The sequence below is a fragment of the Cetobacterium sp. ZOR0034 genome (genome assembly GCF_000799075.1).
GTDB lineage: Bacteria > Fusobacteriota > Fusobacteriia > Fusobacteriales > Fusobacteriaceae > Cetobacterium_A.
This window is the reverse complement of record NZ_JTLI01000049.1, coordinates 49,927-68,174: the sequence shown is the minus strand read 5'-3', so window position 1 is coordinate 68,174 and position 18,248 is coordinate 49,927. Positions and strand designations below refer to the sequence as shown.

Below are 18,248 nucleotides of genomic sequence, written 5' to 3'. Positions count from 1 at the left end.
GGATAATTATGCGAAAGAAAAGATACTGAATTCAGTAAATAAAATACCAGATATAGAGGTAGAAGTAGATAAACCAATTGTAAGATTAAGACATGATGTGTTTGCTTATGAGGATAAATTTAATGACACTAATGAAATCATAAAGCAAGAAGATAAAATTATAATAGATTTTGAAAATAGTAATCAAAAAAATAGTAATCCACCAGTCATTTTACCAGGAGAATTAGCTATCTATTATATAAGTTTAATAAATACAAGTAAAGTTTCATTAAAAGGTAGAAGTGATTTGAAACATGAATTAGATGGTAAAAGTTTACAAGATGACGATGGTAAGTCGGCATTTAGCGAGCATAAATTCCAAGGTATAGTTTTAACGAATTTAAATGATGAAAATGAGAAAGTGTTTTATAGTTCTGAAGAACTATTTGCAAAGTCAAAATCTAAAAGAAATACGAGTACATTACCTCAACCTAGTGAGCTCAATATAACATCGGAAGATGATAGATTTAGTTTTGAAAATGAAATATTACCAAGAATGGCTATATCGTTTGTATTTTCATCAAGAGTAAATTTAAATGGTAACTTTAACAAAACTACAAAGATAGCTTCGTATGCCTTTCTACCATTTGATCCTGAGCAAAATACATCGCAAGGAGAATTAAGAAGAGCAGTTATTGAAATAGGAAGAAATCAAAGTAATCTTATTTTAAATAAGCAAGTAGAAATAGAAGAGGCTTCTGTAGGCAAATTTGTTCCATACACAATTGAGATAAAAAATAATGGAATAAATGAGGTAACTAATATATATGTGGCAGACAAAATTCCACCAGGATTCAACTATGTTGAAGGATCTGCAGTACAAGAAGTAGATAATTATACTCAAAATAAACTCTCAGTAACTGGACTTAGAGAGATTGAAATAGGTCCAATAAACAAGATAGGGCCAGGAGAAACAATAAAGATAAAATATTTACTAAAAGTAGGTGTAGGTGTAAAACCAGGAACTTATAAAAATATAGCTGTTGTAAAAAATAAATCTAGAGAGAGTATTTCAAATATAGATTCAGTAGATGTTGAAATAGTTTCAGATCCTATCTTTGAACACACTACAATAATTGGAAAAGTTTTTCATGATAGAGATGAGGATGGTATTCAAGATTATGCAGATGCCAAAAATGTTCATATAACAATAGATTTACCAGAAGAAGATTATGTAAAAAATACAACTACAATTTCAACAAAAGGAAAAACATATAATTTTGTTGATAGCTACAATACGATTGTTTTAAAGAAAATCCAAGGAAGAATTTCTGAAATAGAACCAGTAACAAACAATATGGTTGTTATAAGAAAAGAATTGAAACAACCAGTTATGTCGAATGTTAGAGTTCAAACGAGTGGAGGAGTTGATATAATTCAAAACTCTTCAGGAAGAGTTATGACTGAACACAGTGGTGATAAAGCTAAAGGAGTTACTAGTCAAGATATCATAATTGTTCAGAGAGTAATAAAAAATGATAGTGGGAAAATATTTTTAGAAATTTTTATTTTAAATAACGGAATTCAAGAAGAGGGTTTGCCCGGCGTTAGGTTAGCTACTCCGGAAGGAATTGTTGTGGAAACAGATAGATTTGGAAGATATCATGTTCCATCTATAGCAGAGGAGAAGGGACGTAATTTTATAATTAAAGTGGATCCGATAACATTACCAAAAGGTGCAGTTTTTACAACGGAAAATCCAAGAGTAAGACATTTAGGAAAAGTGATGATGAAATTTAATTTTGGTGTAAAATTTCCAGAAGTAAAAGATTTTAAAGTAGAAGAAAAGAAATCAAAATCAATATCATCAGAACTGTTTGAAATTCCTATAGAATTTTTACCTAAGCAAAGAATAGATAAGTAGTATTAAAGATATATTTTAAATAAAAAAATTAACCCAAGGAAATTTCGTGTTTAAAAAACTCAATTTTCTTGGGGTTTCATTTTTTTGCAAAAAAAATGAAAAACACTTGTACTTATAAAAAAAAGAGTTACAAATTTATCTCAGAATAAAACTTCATGAAAATAAAAATAAATTTTTATGATCTCGTGGTGATATTGAAAATATTTTTTCATAACTGGGGAAAAAAACTTGTACTTATAAAAAAAAGAGTTTTAAAATCATCTCAGAATAAAATGTCATGAAAAGCAAAACAAAAAAATATTTGAAGGGGAAGATGAAGATGTTAAAAAAAATATTTTATGGGATAATATTTAGTTTATTTTTTACAAGTACATTTGGTTTTAATATAGGCATAGCACCAACTGGATTTTATGCCTCATTAGATAAAAATGAAACACATGAGATAATGGTTACCAATAACACTGCTGAACCTGTGAGAGTAGAGATATCAGCTAGAGCAGCTAAAGGTTGGGAGAGCTACAATATAGGGGATATGATGAGAATATATCCAAAGAGCATAACAATAAAACCAAATGGTAGCCGTAGTGTAAGATTTGCTGTTAGAGGTGCTAAAGAACTAGCTGACGGTGAATATAAAGCTAATTTGGTATTTAAAGAGGTTGGTAGTGGTCAGATAATGCAGCAAACGGTTCAAGCAGATAATGGAACGGATGTTGCAGTAAATTTTGAACTGTTGACAGAGATTCACATGGCAGCTTATGGAATGAAAGGAAAAAGAGATGTCAAAGGTCAATTGATAAGTAGCGAAATAAAAAAGGATAAAAATGGGAATGTTAATCTAGTAGCTAATTTTTCGAGAAGTGGGAATAGCGGGTTGGCTGTAGTTGGGGATATAGAGTATTTGGATGCTAATAAGAGAAGAGTTGGAAAAGATGAAGTTAAAATTGGAATAACTTCAAGAGAAACGAATACGAGATTAGAAAGAAATTTAGTAGACATTCCAGCAAATAGTAAATTTATAAAGGTAAATTATAGAGATAAAGATGGTTTGAAACTTGGTAGCAGAGAGCTATCATTATAATTAGCAACTCAACTAACTTGAGTATATAAAAATAGACAGTGGAGGTATTAAAAATGAAAAAATTATTATCAGCATTATTTATTTTAGGTTCAGTAGCAGCATTAGCACAAGAAGAGAATATACATGGAGGTTCAAAACCAGAGTGTTATACAAGTGCATGTAAAGTTGAAAAAGATTTTGAAGTAAAAGTAAAAGTACCTGAGCAATTAAAAATAACAAAAGTAGAAACTATTGATTTGGGATACTGGTGTGGAACAAAGCCAAAAGAAGGTAAATCGAATTATACATTAGAGGGGCAAAAAGGTGCAAAAGTAAATGTTAGTGTAACTCCATTAATTAGCTTCAAAAAACCAAACTCTCAAACAACTGCATTTACAGGAAATCTAGTATTAGATTCAGCACAAAAAACATTATCAAGTCCTGCATATGGATCAGGTAAAGCTAGTGGAGTAATAACAGCAACATTAAATCAAGCAACGGTTAAGTTAGATGCATCTACAACATATACTGCAAAAGCTACATTAACTGCAGAATATGATGCTTGGTAAAATTTAGATATATTTAGGGCATAGTTGAACACTATGCCCGTTTTAATATAGAGGGTGGTGAAGATGAAAAAAACTTTAGTGTGGATATTTTTATTTTTAACAAGTTACACATTTTCTTTAGATGTGGTTGGTAAAGTATATAATTTAGAAAAAAGAGGAACAGGTTATCGTGGAGCTTTGGACGCAAAGGTAGGAAATAATAAAGGTGATTTTAGAGTAAAGTTGATTCCATTAAATGATGTAGAGATCGTAAGAGTGAATGGAAGTAAAGATGAAAACAATATCTATGAAATAAAGGGAAGTAAATTAAAAGTAGATTTTATTTATAAAGGAAAGATAGCATCTTTAAATGAAAAGGTAGTCTTAGGAAGATTGGAATATCTTGATGAAGCTAAGAAAAGCGAGATGTTAATAGGAGATATAGCTGTTGAGTTTAGAAAGCTTGGAAAGATAGATATGAGTATAAAAGGGGATATGGATTTTGGGATAATATCTGCAAAAGTACCATCTGGTGGAATTCGTAGTAAAAAAAATCCAGAAATTACAGTAGATTTAGATATTGATAAGAGAGATGTTAAAAATACAAAGATGTATGTTCAATATCCAAAAGAGATTGTGATGGCTAACGGACAATTGATTGTTAGCCTAGAAAGTTTAAATAAAGGCATTTATGTTGAGAGAGTTAAAGAAAAAGGAAATGAAGTTGAAAGAGTTAGTTTTATTCCAACTAAAGAAAAAGTAAAAGAAAAAATAAAATTAGAAGGAGTTATCCATTCAACTGTTCCTACAGTTAGTTCGGGAAGTTATAGCGAAAGTGTAAAAGTAAAAGCTTTTTATGAATATTTAGACTATTCAATTGAGAAAAAATCTACTGATAGAGCAGTTATAGTTAGAAGATAATTGCAACAGGGAGGGAAAGATGAAAAATATAAAGGGGTTTATTACATTGTTTTGTCTTCTAAGAGTAGCCGTCTTTTCATTGCCAGAAGAGGCATATATAGAGATAGATATGAGAGGGCATAAAAATGACTTTTACAGGGTGTTATTAGATGAGGATACTCAAGATCTTTATATAGGAATAGGTGATTTTATAGATTTTTCAAGAATTCCAAATCTGAAATTAGATAGAAGACGTTTAAGAGTAAAAGGTGATTTAGATGAGGAGTTGTCAATAGATGTTAGAATTCCTAAAAATTCTGTTATAGAGATGGATAATGATATATTTATAAAATTAGATGATTTTAAAAGATATTTTCATATGATAAGTTCTGACTGGGATGAGGAGCGTTATGTTTTGAAATTAAATCCAGATTTTAAAACTCAAGATGAGTATGTTCGAGAGCTAAATGCTCAAAGAAGTTTACTTGGATTGGCAAAACGAGAGGAAGAGATGATAGAAAGTGGAGATTATATTCAAAATAAAAAGAAACTATTATCTCCAGGACTGTTAAAGTTTGTATATGTTAATGAAGATTTTAAAGAGAATGATTATTATATAGATATAGATTATGGAACAGAGCTTTTATATGGAGAGTTTCAAATATCTCAAAGAGTTTATCCCGAGAGTGAATTAGATTATATAAGATTACAATATAAAGAGATATTTGGAGAGTATTATCTGACTTTTGGAGATTTCTATTTAGAGAGTGACTCGATGTTTGATAATGAAAGATCATTAAGGGGGGTTAGTTTCTCAAGAAATGAATACTATGGAATTAGAATAGATAACAGAACTATAATTGAGGGTTTAGCCTATAATGCAAATTTAGTTGAACTTTATAGAAATGATAGATTAGAGGATTTCCAAATGATTACGGGAGATAGCTTTAGTTTTAGAGTTAGAAACAGCTCATCATCTGATAGGTACACAATAAAAATTTTCTATAGAGATGGAAGAGAGGAAACGAAAGCAATTTATATCTTAGGGAATCAAACTATCTTAGAAAAAGGTGAGAATGATTTTGTTATTCAAGCTGGCCAGGGAAATAATCAGAAAAAAGAGCAGTATTTAGCTAAGTACAGATATGGTGTAACAAAAGATTTAACTGCAACAATAGGAACCTCTTTCTTAGAGAATAGAGATTCTGAAAAATATGAGGTTTTAGAGGGAGCTCTAGCTTATCGATTTGGATTTGATGAGTACCCAACTCTAATCTCAGGAACTATTTTAGATGAGATGGAGTCTGGGGAGCTGAACTATAAAGCCACATTAGAGCAAAAGTTACCAAGTAATATAAATTTTTATTTTGGATATGAAAACTATGGTGATAGAGTTGCTGAAAAACTAAACCTAAAAGAGTCATATAATGTTGAGCTAAGTAAAAGTTTTAGACGTTTAGGTGGAACAATTGGATATTTAAAAGAGTCATATAATTCTAATAATTATGATGAGTATTATTTGAATTTGGACTATGATCTAGCAAGAAGTGTGAGATTAAGTTTAAATAATGAATACTATATTAGAAATTTTTCTGATAGTCAAACTAATAAATTAGAGGGATTTGGAACAGAGATGAGAATGACTTATTCTGGTTTCAATGGAATATTAGCTGTATTAGAGGGAAAAGTTAACTATGAGGACAATGAGATGGTAGATGATGAGATAAAGTTAGGTGTAACCAAAGCAACAAGTGAAAGAGGATTACTTAGAAATGTGGATACAACTTTTGAAGTAGGTTACTCTAAAGAAAAAGGAACATTTTTTGAGTTAAGATTTACATATATATTTGATAAAAACATCTATATTGAACTGCCTGATATAAGAAGAGAGGATGGAGAAACTAAAGTTGGTGGAAGAGTTGAAAAAACATTTTATTTAGGAAATCCATTCTTAGCACTGAACAACAACAGCGTTACAGATGGTTGGGTAGAAGGTAAAGTGTTTGTAGATGAAAATATCAATGGTATCTTAGATGAAAATGAAGAGATATATGAGGGAGCAGAGATAATGACCTCTGGAGGAAGTGGACTAACAAGAGAAAACGGTAATTATATAATTGGAGATATAAGCAATACCAATATACATACAATAGAAGTGAATAGAGAAACGATTGACCCTATGTTAGTTCAAGGGAAAGAGGTAATAAAGTTCAAGGGCGCGACTTCATCAAGAGTAAATGTGGATATTCCTTTGGTACCAGTATCTATGATTAGTGGGTATGTAGAAAATAGTTTATTAATAAATGAAAGAGTTTATTATTCTGTATTAGCAGGCTTAGATATAGTTCTAAAAAAGAATGGAGAGGAAGTAGAGCGAACAACTCCGGAGATTGATGGATATTATTTCTTTGAAGATGTTTTACCAGGCGAATATATAATTGAAATCGTTCCTAATAGCCGAAGATACATAGGAACTTTTGATAAAAAAGTCATTAATCTTAAAGTTAAGAGTGGTCGTGAAGGAGATTATTATGAAGATAATAATTTTGCAATAAAATCAATTGAGCTTATAGAAGATGAAATTTTAGACTAGTTATATTAATGAGGAGGGGTTAAAGAATGAAAAGGTTATTTAAATTACTTGTGTTAATATCTGTTATATTTAGTTTTTCATTTAGTGAGGAGAGAGATCCAAGAGAGCAAAAGTTAACATATCTTTTAGGAGAAAAAGTGGATAATTTTGAAGTAAAAACTTTAGAGGGAGATAAAATTTTGACTTTAGAGGAGTTGAAAGGTAAGAAAGTATTTCTAAATTTTACAACAACTTGGTGTCCAGATTGCATAGAGGAAAAATTAATATTTAATAAAGAGTATGAAGAGAAATATAAAGATAGAGACGACATTGTATTTCTAATAGTTTTCGGTCCATATAGAAGTGACAATAAAGAAAAAGTAAAAGAATATATGAAGAAAAATAATTTTACATTTCAACCATATTATGATGGTGAAGAGATGGAACTTTATAAACAGTTTGGTGTTATAAATATACCAACAACATTTTTTATAAATGAACAGGGGATACTTGAAGATGTAAATGTTGAATCAGGTTATAAAAATATGAAGTATTTTAAATAGAATTATTGATAAAAAATAGCAAAGATTCCTAGATCATTGAATTTAAATGATTAGGAATCTTTTTATTATGTTTCTATTTTTTTATAGTTTGGAATTGGAAAAAATAGATTTTTTATATTCAAATTAGAATCATAAAATTTGATATTTTCAACTGTTATGATATTATCAACTCGATTCTCTTTCAAATATCTATTTAAAGAACGAATATTGATGGACTCTGAAATTTTTATATTGTGTTTTTTGTAGATTTCTTTTGTAATTATTGAGATAATATTGATATTTAAATCTCTAAAAACAAAAATATTTTTTATACTTTTATCTTCAAATTCAGAAAGTTGATACCAGATGGATAAAGTTTCAAAAATTGTAAAATTAGGAATTATTGTATTGATTTCTTTTGTTAAAGTTAGAACATTTGAGTTATAAATATGCTGAAGATTAAGTTTTAAAAAAGAAGAATCTTCTATGGAAAATTGATTTCTTAAACTTGTGTAGTATATCCATGGGTTAATAAGCGTATAAAAACGATTATTTTTATAAATTTGATTACCAATATACTTTGCAAATATCGGTTTTAATAGTGTTGCTTTTTGAATATCACTTTTTTCAAATTTTCTGTGTGAATAATAAATTATATCTATAATTCTGATAAGTTCACTTATAGAGTTAGTAGAAAGATTTTTAAAAGAACTATACTTTAAAAAAAATATAATTTTTTTAAAAAAAGTGTTTTCAAAGTGAGCTGGCTTGTGACGATAAAAATATGTTTCATCCATATCTCCTATTTTACTCTCATCTCCTTTAACTTTAAAAGCAAAATAAAATGAAAAAAATGATTGCATTTTACGTGTGGCATCCTCTTTGCAAACTAAAGATACAAAAGAATAGATGTCCTTTTTGATAATGTCAAAATTATCAATTTTAAGAAAAGTTCCTATTTCACTTCTAAGTTTTAATGGAAGAAATTCTTTTTCAATACAAAATTTAAAAGTAAGAATATATGTTAGACGCTTGATGGCAAAGTTATTTCCAATAAGATGTAATCCCTTGTTTGTTGTTTTAATTTTAATGCGATAAGTTTTTAGTATAGGTAAAGATTCGTTTAGGTAGTGATTTAAATTTCGCTTGGTAATATTTAACTCATTGGATAGATTGGATAAATTAACAACTCTATTTTTAATTAAACAAAATAGAAAATAAAAAATTTTCTCATTTTTAGAAAGTTCTTGGACAGATCTCAATCGAATTTTAGCATTTTTTGATAGAAATATTTTTTCGATGAGAGTATTACTTTTTATTTCTAAACTATCAGAATTATATAGTTCAGAATAGATATCTTCTAAATAGAGTTTTGTGTGCTGTGGAGACATAGAGAAAAGATTGCCAATTTCTTTTGATGTTAAATAAGGATTAATCTTAATTAATTTCAAGAATAATAAAGAAAAGAACAATATATTTTTTGAATGTAATTTTATCTTCAAAAAAGCAGGAAAAATAGTGTAAGATTAGAATAAAGAATATAGTAAGGGAAGTGTTTAAATATAAAAATGGCAAACTTCAGGAAACTGAAGGACGCAAAGCTATAGGGCCTAAATTGAGATGGCAGCCAGTTACACGTTGAATTTTATAAAAATTCAAGATGTATTTTTTTTAATTGAAAGTTTTTTTATTTATAATGAATGTTATATGAAAAATATTTTATAAAAAATAAAAAAACCTTCATAGAGACGGATGTTATGAAAGATAGTATAATGAAGATAACTAAAATAAATTATATGGAGTGGAGGTAAAAAAGATGGTTATCAACGAACGATGTATTAATATTTTATCAGTTTTAAATGAAACAAATGGATTTACATTAAAAAAATTATCTGAAAACTTTAACGTACATATAAGAACGATTAGGTATGATATTGATAACATCAATTATATTTTGAAAAGTTATAAACTAGACGAAATAAAAAAAATTGATGGTGGAGCACTGCAAGTTAATTTGAAAAGTAATGATTTAAATAAAATTATTTCAGATTTTGGAGGAATGTTTTCGGAGAATAGAAAAAGTTATTTGAAATTAAAAATTTTATCTAAACAGATGGTAAATTTAACAAAAGAAGCAGAGTTCTTAAATATATCAAGAACAACTCTGAAGAAAGATATGTTGATAATAAAAAATGAGTTTCAGAGAAAAGATGTTTTTATTCGCGAGTTTGCATCGAAAGGAATATCAGTAACAGGTGAAGCAGAAAATATAGTAGATATATTTGAAGAGGAGATTCGTAAAGTAATTGATAAGCAGTTTGTAAATTTACCAAATGTTCTAAAAGATTTAATAGGAAGAATAGTTGGAGATATAACTCCAGCAGTTTTAAAAACAAAAATGAAAGAACTTTTAGGAAATAACTATAGTTTGGTAGAATATAATAAAGTGTTTTGTAAATTGGCTGCTTTAAATACAAGGCATAAATTAGAACAAAATAAAACAGGGTATAATATAGAGGAGATAAACGAATTTATAACTTCAACTCAAGGAGAGGAGTTTATATTAAAGGTGTCTTCAAAAGAGAGAAAAGTGAATAAAAATGATAGTTTGAAAGAAGTAAAAGATATTTTAAAAGATATAATAGATACTTTAGAGATAGATGCAGATGATGTGCTTCTAGAAAAACTTTTAAAAGAACTTGGGGATATTAGAGAAACTTTGCCTATTCCAGAAAAAATTTGTGAAACAAATTTTTATAAAGATTTTTCAGAAAAAATGAAAAGTGATATTTTGATCGATAAGGATATTCAGAGTATTTTTTATTTGTTATATAATCAACTTGCTATGAAGGAATACTCTAATTTCAAGGAACTTAAAGTACTTTTTATATGTGATGAATTAGAAGTTGTAAAAGATCTCATTCAAAAAAAATTAAAAAATATCTTTGATTTTAAAAAGATAGATAAGATATCATCACATATATTTGAGATATTTGGTGCTGATGATGAGTATGATTTAATTATAACTAGTGGAAATATAAACGAGACTTTAGAAACACCAGTTTATAAAATTAGTAGTTTTCCATTAGAAAGTAATTTTATAGATTTAAAATTTTTTCTTTTAAAAAATTTAAAGAATATAAAATGTTTATAAATATTTAAAGATTCCTATTCTCTAAGATATGAGTTTAGGAATCTTTTATTTTATTCAGACTTCTTTTTAAAAAATCCTTTTCTTTCATAGAGTTCAATTAAAGAACGAATAAAATTCGCATTTTCTATAGCACCATATAAAGTTTCAAATTCATAAGCTAGAGCTAAAAGTTCGTCTTTAGTTGATTGATAAGGTTTTAATGCTCGATACATCTCAATAATTCTATCATCTGAAACTTTAATAAACTGTTCAGTTGTTTTTAAATTTTTATTCATATTTTCTCCTAACTCAATAGCAAGGTATTTTTAATGTCGTTTTTTTTACGTAACATACGTTATGTTTCCTTTTTTTTGAAATAAAAAATATGTATGAATATTTCAGAAGAAAAGAAAATTCATACATATTTTATTAAGGATTAATTTTTTTGTAGTTAGGAATTGGAAAAAAAATATTTTTTACATTTAAACTACTATCATAAAGCTTAATATTTTCAACGGTTATGATATTATCAACAGAATTCTCTTTAAGGTATTTTCTTAAAGAACGAACATTAATATACTCAGAGATTTTTATATTATGTTTTTTATAGATTTCATTAACTATTATAGGAACAATATTTATATTTAAATCTCTGAAAATAAAAATATTTTTTATACTATTATCTTCAAATTCGGAAAGTTGATACCAAACGGAAAGAGTTTCAAATATAGTAAAGTTCGGGATAATAGAGTTAATCTCCTTTGTTAGGCTTAAAACATTGGAGTTGTAGATATGTTCTAAGTTCAACTTTAGAAAAGCAGAGTCTTCGATAGAGAAACGAGCTCTTAAAGCGGTATAATAAACCCAAGGATTTATAATAGTGAAAAAGCTATTATTTTTATATATTTGATCTCCAAGATATTTAGCAAAAATAGGTCTTAGTTGGACAGATTTATTTAATTCTTGTTTTTGAAACTTCCTATGTGAGTAATAAATAGTATCTATTATTGTTATTAGTTCACTAATAGAATTAGTATTGAGATATTTAAAAGATGAATTTTTAAAAAAATAAACAATTTTTTTAAAAAACTCATCTTCGAAATGAGCAGGTTTATGTCGATAAATAAATTCTTCACTCATATCTCCGATTTTCACTTCATTATCTCGAACTCTAAATGCAAAATAAAATGAGAAGATAGAACTAGTTTTATGAGTAGTGTATTCAGAAGAAATTAAAGACATAAAAGAATATATATCTTTTTTTAAAAGGCAGAAATTATCAATCTTAAGAAAAGAGATAACTTCATTTCTTATTTTTGTTGGTAAAAATTCTTTTTCTATACAAAATTTAAAGGTCAGTAAATAGGTTAAGTGCTTAAAAGAAAAGTTAGTTCCTATAAGTTGTAATCCTTTGTTTGTTGCTTTAAATTTTAAATTATAGTTTTTCATAATGATAGAGATTTCGGTTAAATAGTAATTTAAATTTCTTTTAGTTATGCCAAGTTCATCAGAGATTTTTGATAAGTTTATATATTTATCTTTTATCAATCGAAATAAAAGATAAAAGATTTTTTCATTTTTAGAAAACTCTTGAGTTTTTTTTAATTTATTTCTTGAATTTTTTGAGGATGAAATTTTTTCTATAAGAGTTGTACTTTTAATATCTGAAGCTTCAGAGTTATAGAGTTTGGAATAGATATCTTCTAGATAAAGTTTTGTATGTTGTGCAGACATTGAAAAAAGATCTCCTATCTCTTTAGAAGTTAAATTATTGTTATTTTTAATTAATTTTAAAATCTGAAGATGGCGATTGTTTATGTACATATACTCTTTCCTCCTTGTAATTTATAAAAAATTATAGTGTTTTTATAATTATACTGTTCCAAAATAATTTTTCCTTTTTTTTGAAAATAAGAAAAACATCACGACTTGAATAAAAAATAAAAAAATGCTAATATGAGCAGAGATAAAAAAACAATGATAATTTCTTTTCGAAATTAGTGAAAATAAAAATATGAATAAAAATTTAATAAGTATCTGTAATTTTATTTTTGAGAAAAAACAGGAAAATAAAATCTATTTCAGAATAAACTATTGAATCACTAATTTTGAAAAGATAATTTCCGCAAACTGCAGGAAACTGCAGGACGCAAAGCTATAGGGCCTAATCAAATGGTAGCCAGTTGCACGTTGAGTACAAATTTGTACTCAAGGTGCATTTTTTTTTAAAAATAGTTTAGAAAAAAAATATGGAGGTTTTTATGTTTTTACTAAGATTTTATTTGTTATTGTTATTATTTTATACAACTACATTTTCCTTTCACATAACACCGACTTTTTTTGAGCAAAGGATAGATAAAAGTGGTGGGTATCAAGAGTTTGTTTTAACAAATAACAGTACAAAAACTCAACGATTCAAAGTGACTGCTTTACCAGGCACAGGAAGATATAATGGAGACTCAGATAAATGGATTGAGTATAGCCCTAAAATAATAACAATAAAACCTCAAAGTAAATCTGTACTTAAAGTTTTTATAAAAGCACCCAAGAATACTGAAGAGGGAGAGTATTCCTCATTTTTAAATTTTGTATCAGTACCAGTTCCTGAGTTAGAAAAATCTGATGGTCAGACTGTGGCTGCTGCAGCTCGGATGGGGTTGGATGTGAGTATAGAGATTATAGGTTATGTTGGGGATTTAAAACCTAAACTAGAGATAGTTGATATAAAAACAAGTGAGAACTCAGATGGAAAAACAGAGCTTGCTTTTAAAGTAAAAAATAATACTGATAAAAGAGGTGTTTGGTACAATGTCGATGTTTTGAGAGGAAATGAAAACTATGAATCTATGGAAAGAGGACGTATTGGAGTTGGAAAAAGTGATGAGTTTAAAATGGTTTTAAAAGATATGAAAAGAAAAGATATAGTCGGGGTAAGGCTTAGAGAATCTTCAACTTATGAGGAGATAACTAAGAAGAAAATGTAGGTATCAACAACTTGATATATAGATAATAAAGTAACATATTAGATTAGAGGAGGAAAAAATGAAAAGAGTATTATTCGGAATCATGGCATTATCAGTAGCTACGTTTGCAGCTAATCCAGGGACGGGAACAGCTACAACTGAAGGGACGGCATCAGTTCCAGTAAAAGTTTTAGCAGAAATAACAGCGCCACAGGCAGGACTTACTATAACTGATGAAGCGGGGACAGTTTTAGATGAACTATTAATTGACCATGGAAGAATTGTAAAAGGAGCAGCGACAGACGACTCTAAAGCTTTTAAATTATTTAAAGTAAAGATGGGTGATTCAAGCAATGAATATGTAGAAATGAATGGAAAACTAACTGTTAATTTAAATAAATACACAACAAAATTAATTGGTCCTAATAGTGGGAAATTAGATTCGGTACTTTCTTTGGCGGGTGGAAAGACAAATGCTACAGGAGGGTACGAAGCTGAAATAAACGGAACAGAGCATACAGGAAGAGTTAACTCAGTTATACCAAGAGATCAATTAAATGCGACAAAATTAGAAGAGGGAATATACAACAACGGAGCAGATAGACCAACTTTAACAGTTGTTTATACACCAACACCAACAGGAACAGGAGGAGTAGGAAATTAAATAACTTCTTAAAATTAGAGAGAAGATCTCTTCTCTCTTTTTTTTAAGAAGTTATTGAAGGAGGGCCTATGAAAGTTGTTTTAATATTTTTTCTTTTAGCAACATCGTTATTTTCATATGTAAATGTTCATCCAGTTACATTTGATAAAAGAATAGATGGAAGAGGGGAAGTTCAAGAGTACACACTCTATAACCCTACAAAAAATAGTTTGAGATATCAAATATATTTAGATGATAGCAGATTGGAGAAATCGATGAAGGATTGGATAGAGCTTTATCCGACTACAATAACGTTAAAACCTGGCGGAAGTGGAAAGTTTAAAGTTTTAGCAAGAGCACCAAAAGGTGTTCCAGCAGGAGAGTATCTAGTCACAGTTGGGATAAAAGAGATGGGATTACCTAATAATCCAAAAGATAGCACAGCATCTGTTCAGATTTTAACACACTTAAAGATGGATATAGCAGGGTATGTGGGAGAACTAAATCCAAAGGTATATTTCAAAGATCTAAATGTAAAAGTAGAAAATCAAGAGCTAAAATTTAAGGGTGATATAGCCAATGTTGGAGAAAGAAGAGGAACTTTAGAGTTTTTTTTAGGAGATAAGAATAGTAGAAATCAAATATATTTAGGAAATTTAAGATTACTTAGAGGAGAAAAAGTTGCAGCAGAAAAATTAAATCAAAAGTTTTTAGAAAATTTTAAAAGTATTGAAGAGCTAATTGTAAAAGATTCTTTAAACGGAAAAATTTTATATAAAGAAAAAATAAAATGAAGATTAAAGGGGGTGTAATCATTGAAGTTAAAAGCGATATTCTATCTACTGACATATATATGCATAGCATTATTAACATATTCTGCTGATTTTACTCTTCAAGAGTTAAATGAATTAAAAAATCTGAATATGTTAACAGAAGAGGAATATCAAATTCTTTTAAATGAACTTTCTGGAGTACAAGAGAGGGAGAATTTTTATAGTTTAAAAGTGAATGGAGCTAAGGTCAGTGATGTTTACCCTGTAGTTATAGATGGAGATAAGATATACCTACCAGTTGTTAACTTATTTAATTCGATTGGATATAAAGACTATTCAATTCAAAGCGAGATTTTGACAGCAACACTAGGAACTGATGTCAGAAAGGTAATAATTAAACCTAAGGATGTTGGAGTTTTAATTGAACAAAGTGATTTTTTTATTGAAAGTGAAAAATTTAAAGATATATTTCTTAGAGATATGTATATAGATAGAGAGAATGACACAATCTCTGTGAGATTAAACTTTGAGACATCCTCTGATATAGAGACATACTTGCAAAATGTAAGAGATGGGTTAATAGATACCCAAGGTTCAAGAGAGTTAATTTTTACAAGTGAGAAAAGAGCTTTTGATGTTGGATATATGAGATTTGATTTTCAGGCGATAGCAAATAAGAGTGGAACTGATTCAGAAAATAGAAAACTTGAAACAGATTGGACAGGAAATTTAGAATACCAAGGACCTTTATTGTATGGAGAGTTTACAGCAGCTTATGATGTGAAAAATGAAGAGCTTGGAAATTTGAGTCTATATTATCCTGAAATTTATAAAGAACACTCTTTAGAGATTGAAAATAATGGTAGTGGTGGAGCGAGAGAGTGGGGAATGACTTTTAGAAAGGAAAAAGGTTATTATAAAATTGGAAAGAACTATGTAATCAGAGAAAATGTTCCTATAGGAAGTAAGGTTGAACTTTTGTATTTAGGATATTCTATAGATGTTAAAGATGCCGTAGATGGAACAGTAGAATTTAATAACTCTGAAATCCAAGAGAACAGACGTTATACTCTGAGAGTATATACTCCAGATGGTCGTATATACACAATCGATATAGATACAGCGACAAACTATTATCAACAAAATAGAGGTGAAACAGAGTATGATTTCTCTATTTATGAGGAGGATGCATATGACAGATACTCTATAAATGCTAATATATATCATGGATTGACAGAAAATTTAACCTTTGGATTAGGATATAAGCGTGAACCAGAAGATATCGGGGATAGAAGAATAGAGTATTTAGAGCATTTAAGAGGAGAGGGAGTTTACAGTAACTATATCTATCGATTCCCTTACACTTTAGTATTGGGAACAGAAAGAGCTTTAAATACATCAATTGAGAATAATGAAGGTAGAAGCAATAGTGACCGTTACTCTTATGACGGAACTTATCAAATTGATATTAAAGATTTGAGATTTATTTTTAAAAGAGCAAACTATGGAAGATATTTTAATGAGAAATCAGATGAAGAATATTCATTTATATATAATCCAAAAGGAGTTTTCCAACTGAGCTACGATACATCTAAAACAAAGTATTACGATGGAACAAAAGAGAGAGACGAGAGTATTGGCATAAGTTTAAGCAAAGGATATAAAGATGTTTTAATGACTCTAGATTACAATAAATCGTTAAACGAAAAAGATAGTTATGAGCTGAATATGTATTATAACGGTTTTAAAAAATATAATGTTCAACTGAGCAACTACTGGTTAGATGGTGGAAAGGATTTAGAATCAGTTTTAAAATTTACAAACAAAAATATATTTAGTATTTTTGATTACTCTTTAGAATTTGGATATTCAGAGATATATAGAGAAAAGTTTACATTTAGATTTACTCTGAACTACGATAATTGGCTAACAGGAGAGATAAATGTAGATGAAAGTGGAGCACAAAGATATTCAGCTGGAATCAATAGAGTTGTAGATTTGAAGAATATAAAAAAACCACTAGAAAGTATAGATAGCTCAAGGGTTAAAGTAATAACTTTCTTAGATAGTAATGACAATGGAGTTATGGATGAAGATGAGGAGAGAGTGGAGTATGTATCTGTAAAAATAGGTGATCAAGAAGAGGATACAGATGAAAATGGAGAGGCTATGTTTTATGGTGTACCTAATAAAATAATGTATGATTTGAAACCTACAATTAGAAAACCATCTTATACAATTGGAAATACAAAAATAAAAGTTATAGGTCAGCAAGTTGGAACAGTGATAGCACCGATTCCTGTAAAACCTATGGTAACAATCACTGGAGAGTTCAAAATAGACAGTAGTTTGAATCTATCAGAAAAAGAGATAGCTTTATTTTACGAGAATACCTTGATTAAGGTTATCGATGAAACAGGAAAAATTGTAGAGTATTTAAACCCAGAAAGTGATGGAACGTTTGAAGTTAGTGGATTATATACAAGAAAATATCTTCTACAAATAGAATATATTGGAATTGATAATAAAGTTAAAAAGTTAGCAGAAAGCGTTCAACTAGGTTATTATGATGACCAAGAAAATAGATTCATAATTCATCTAGATAGAGAAAAATTAACATTAAAACAGATATTCTTTAGTGAGGGAGGAGAGTATGAAAAAATTATTAGTTCTAATACTACTGATTCTAAGTTGTAATGTATTTACAAATGATTATGGCATAGCTACTTTGCCTTTATTACCTGAGGATTATCAAAAAGATCCAAATTTACTTCCGGGGATTCCAGTAATCCCTGGATTACCATCAGAAGAGTTAGTGGTTGAAAATAGTGGCGAAGAGGTAAAATGGATTTTGGAAAATTCATATACAATAAATCTAGATACAAAAGTAAAAGTTGTAGTTCCATTAGAGATATTGACAGATGTTGAAATAAAAGCTCTTGTCATAGATAACCAAGAGTTAACGATACCATTTCAACTAGAGATGAATAAAGAACCTGATAGACAAAATTTTTATACTTTAAACTATAGTGAGAAAGAGATTGATATTGATGGAGATGGGCAGATAGATACATTTATATACTCACCTAAATATATAAATAAAAAGGTTATCACAGATAACTACCTTTATATTGATGGAAAAAATATTAGTAATGAGGGTGTGCATAAGAAGAAAATATATATAACAGTTGAATTGAGGGAGGGGTAAGAA

The 18,248-nt window shown here is 28.5% G+C and carries 15 protein-coding genes and 2 riboswitches; of the genes, 12 read left to right on the top strand and 3 right to left on the bottom strand.

The window, feature by feature from the left end; genetic code table 11:
- The 6 genes from L992_RS09640 to L992_RS09615 all read left to right on the top strand — a co-directional run.
- On the top strand, positions 1-1,903 hold a 1,903-nt coding region (locus L992_RS09640), incomplete at its 5' end, for a DUF11 domain-containing protein (protein WP_047395908.1).
- A gap of 319 nt (positions 1,904-2,222) precedes the next feature.
- Positions 2,223-2,984 carry a hypothetical protein gene (locus tag L992_RS09635; RefSeq protein ID WP_047395905.1) on the top strand — a complete coding sequence of 254 codons (762 nt, stop codon included), beginning with the start codon at positions 2,223-2,225 and terminating at the stop codon, positions 2,982-2,984.
- A 53-nt stretch (positions 2,985-3,037) separates the two neighbouring features.
- Positions 3,038-3,532, top strand: a complete 495-nt coding sequence (locus L992_RS09630; RefSeq protein WP_047395902.1) for a hypothetical protein — start codon at positions 3,038-3,040, stop codon at positions 3,530-3,532.
- 63 nt (positions 3,533-3,595) lie between these two features.
- Positions 3,596-4,432, top strand: a complete 837-nt coding sequence (locus L992_RS09625; RefSeq protein ID WP_047395899.1) for a hypothetical protein — start codon at positions 3,596-3,598, stop codon at positions 4,430-4,432.
- A gap of 19 nt (positions 4,433-4,451) precedes the next feature.
- On the top strand, positions 4,452-7,004 hold the full coding sequence (locus L992_RS09620) for a hypothetical protein (RefSeq protein ID WP_047395897.1): 2,553 nt from the start codon (positions 4,452-4,454) through the stop codon (positions 7,002-7,004).
- A 26-nt stretch (positions 7,005-7,030) separates the two neighbouring features.
- Entirely contained in the window at positions 7,031-7,546 is a 516-nt protein-coding gene (locus tag L992_RS09615; protein WP_047395895.1) for a TlpA disulfide reductase family protein, read from the top strand.
- 65 nt (positions 7,547-7,611) lie between these two features.
- Here L992_RS09615 and L992_RS13550 read toward each other — a convergent pair whose 3' ends face one another.
- Complete coding sequence (locus L992_RS13550) at positions 7,612-8,916, bottom strand: helix-turn-helix domain-containing protein (protein ID WP_156110676.1); 1,305 nt, start codon at positions 8,914-8,916, stop codon at positions 7,612-7,614.
- Positions 8,917-9,085: 169 nt separating this feature from the next.
- Positions 9,086-9,164, top strand: a riboswitch (cyclic di-GMP riboswitch).
- Positions 9,165-9,341: 177 nt separating this feature from the next.
- On the opposite strand from L992_RS13550, the gene L992_RS09605 reads away from it, so the two are divergent.
- Entirely contained in the window at positions 9,342-10,679 is a 1,338-nt protein-coding gene (locus L992_RS09605) for an HTH domain-containing protein (RefSeq protein ID WP_047395891.1), read from the top strand.
- Positions 10,680-10,729: 50 nt separating this feature from the next.
- Here the strand turns inward: L992_RS09605 and L992_RS09600 are convergent, their stop codons facing one another.
- Both L992_RS09600 and L992_RS09595 read right to left on the bottom strand, forming a co-directional pair.
- On the bottom strand, positions 10,730-10,954 hold the full coding sequence (locus L992_RS09600) for a diol dehydratase small subunit (protein WP_052193961.1): 225 nt from the start codon (positions 10,952-10,954) through the stop codon (positions 10,730-10,732).
- 133 nt (positions 10,955-11,087) lie between these two features.
- Positions 11,088-12,482 carry a hypothetical protein gene (locus L992_RS09595; RefSeq protein ID WP_047395888.1) on the bottom strand — a complete coding sequence of 465 codons (1,395 nt, stop codon included), beginning with the start codon at positions 12,480-12,482 and terminating at the stop codon, positions 11,088-11,090.
- 290 nt (positions 12,483-12,772) lie between these two features.
- Positions 12,773-12,849: riboswitch (cyclic di-GMP riboswitch) on the top strand.
- Positions 12,850-12,919: 70 nt separating this feature from the next.
- On the opposite strand from L992_RS09595, the gene L992_RS09590 reads away from it, so the two are divergent.
- The 5 genes from L992_RS09590 (at position 12,920) to L992_RS09570 (ending at position 18,245) form a co-directional block, all read left to right on the top strand.
- A complete protein-coding gene (locus L992_RS09590) occupies positions 12,920-13,642 on the top strand; it encodes a hypothetical protein (RefSeq protein ID WP_047395885.1) in 723 nt (240 codons plus the stop codon).
- A gap of 58 nt (positions 13,643-13,700) precedes the next feature.
- Positions 13,701-14,285: a hypothetical protein gene (locus L992_RS09585; RefSeq protein ID WP_047395884.1), complete on the top strand. Its 585-nt coding sequence runs from the start codon at positions 13,701-13,703 to the stop codon at positions 14,283-14,285.
- Positions 14,286-14,353: 68 nt separating this feature from the next.
- On the top strand, positions 14,354-15,058 hold the full coding sequence (locus L992_RS09580; protein WP_047395882.1) for a hypothetical protein: 705 nt from the start codon (positions 14,354-14,356) through the stop codon (positions 15,056-15,058).
- A gap of 21 nt (positions 15,059-15,079) precedes the next feature.
- Positions 15,080-17,734, top strand: a complete 2,655-nt coding sequence (locus tag L992_RS09575) for a hypothetical protein (protein WP_047395879.1) — start codon at positions 15,080-15,082, stop codon at positions 17,732-17,734.
- Positions 17,691-18,245: a hypothetical protein gene (locus L992_RS09570; protein WP_047395876.1), complete on the top strand. Its 555-nt coding sequence runs from the start codon at positions 17,691-17,693 to the stop codon at positions 18,243-18,245. Before L992_RS09575 ends, L992_RS09570 begins: the two co-directional genes overlap by 44 nt.
- Positions 18,246-18,248: the final 3 nt, after the last annotated feature.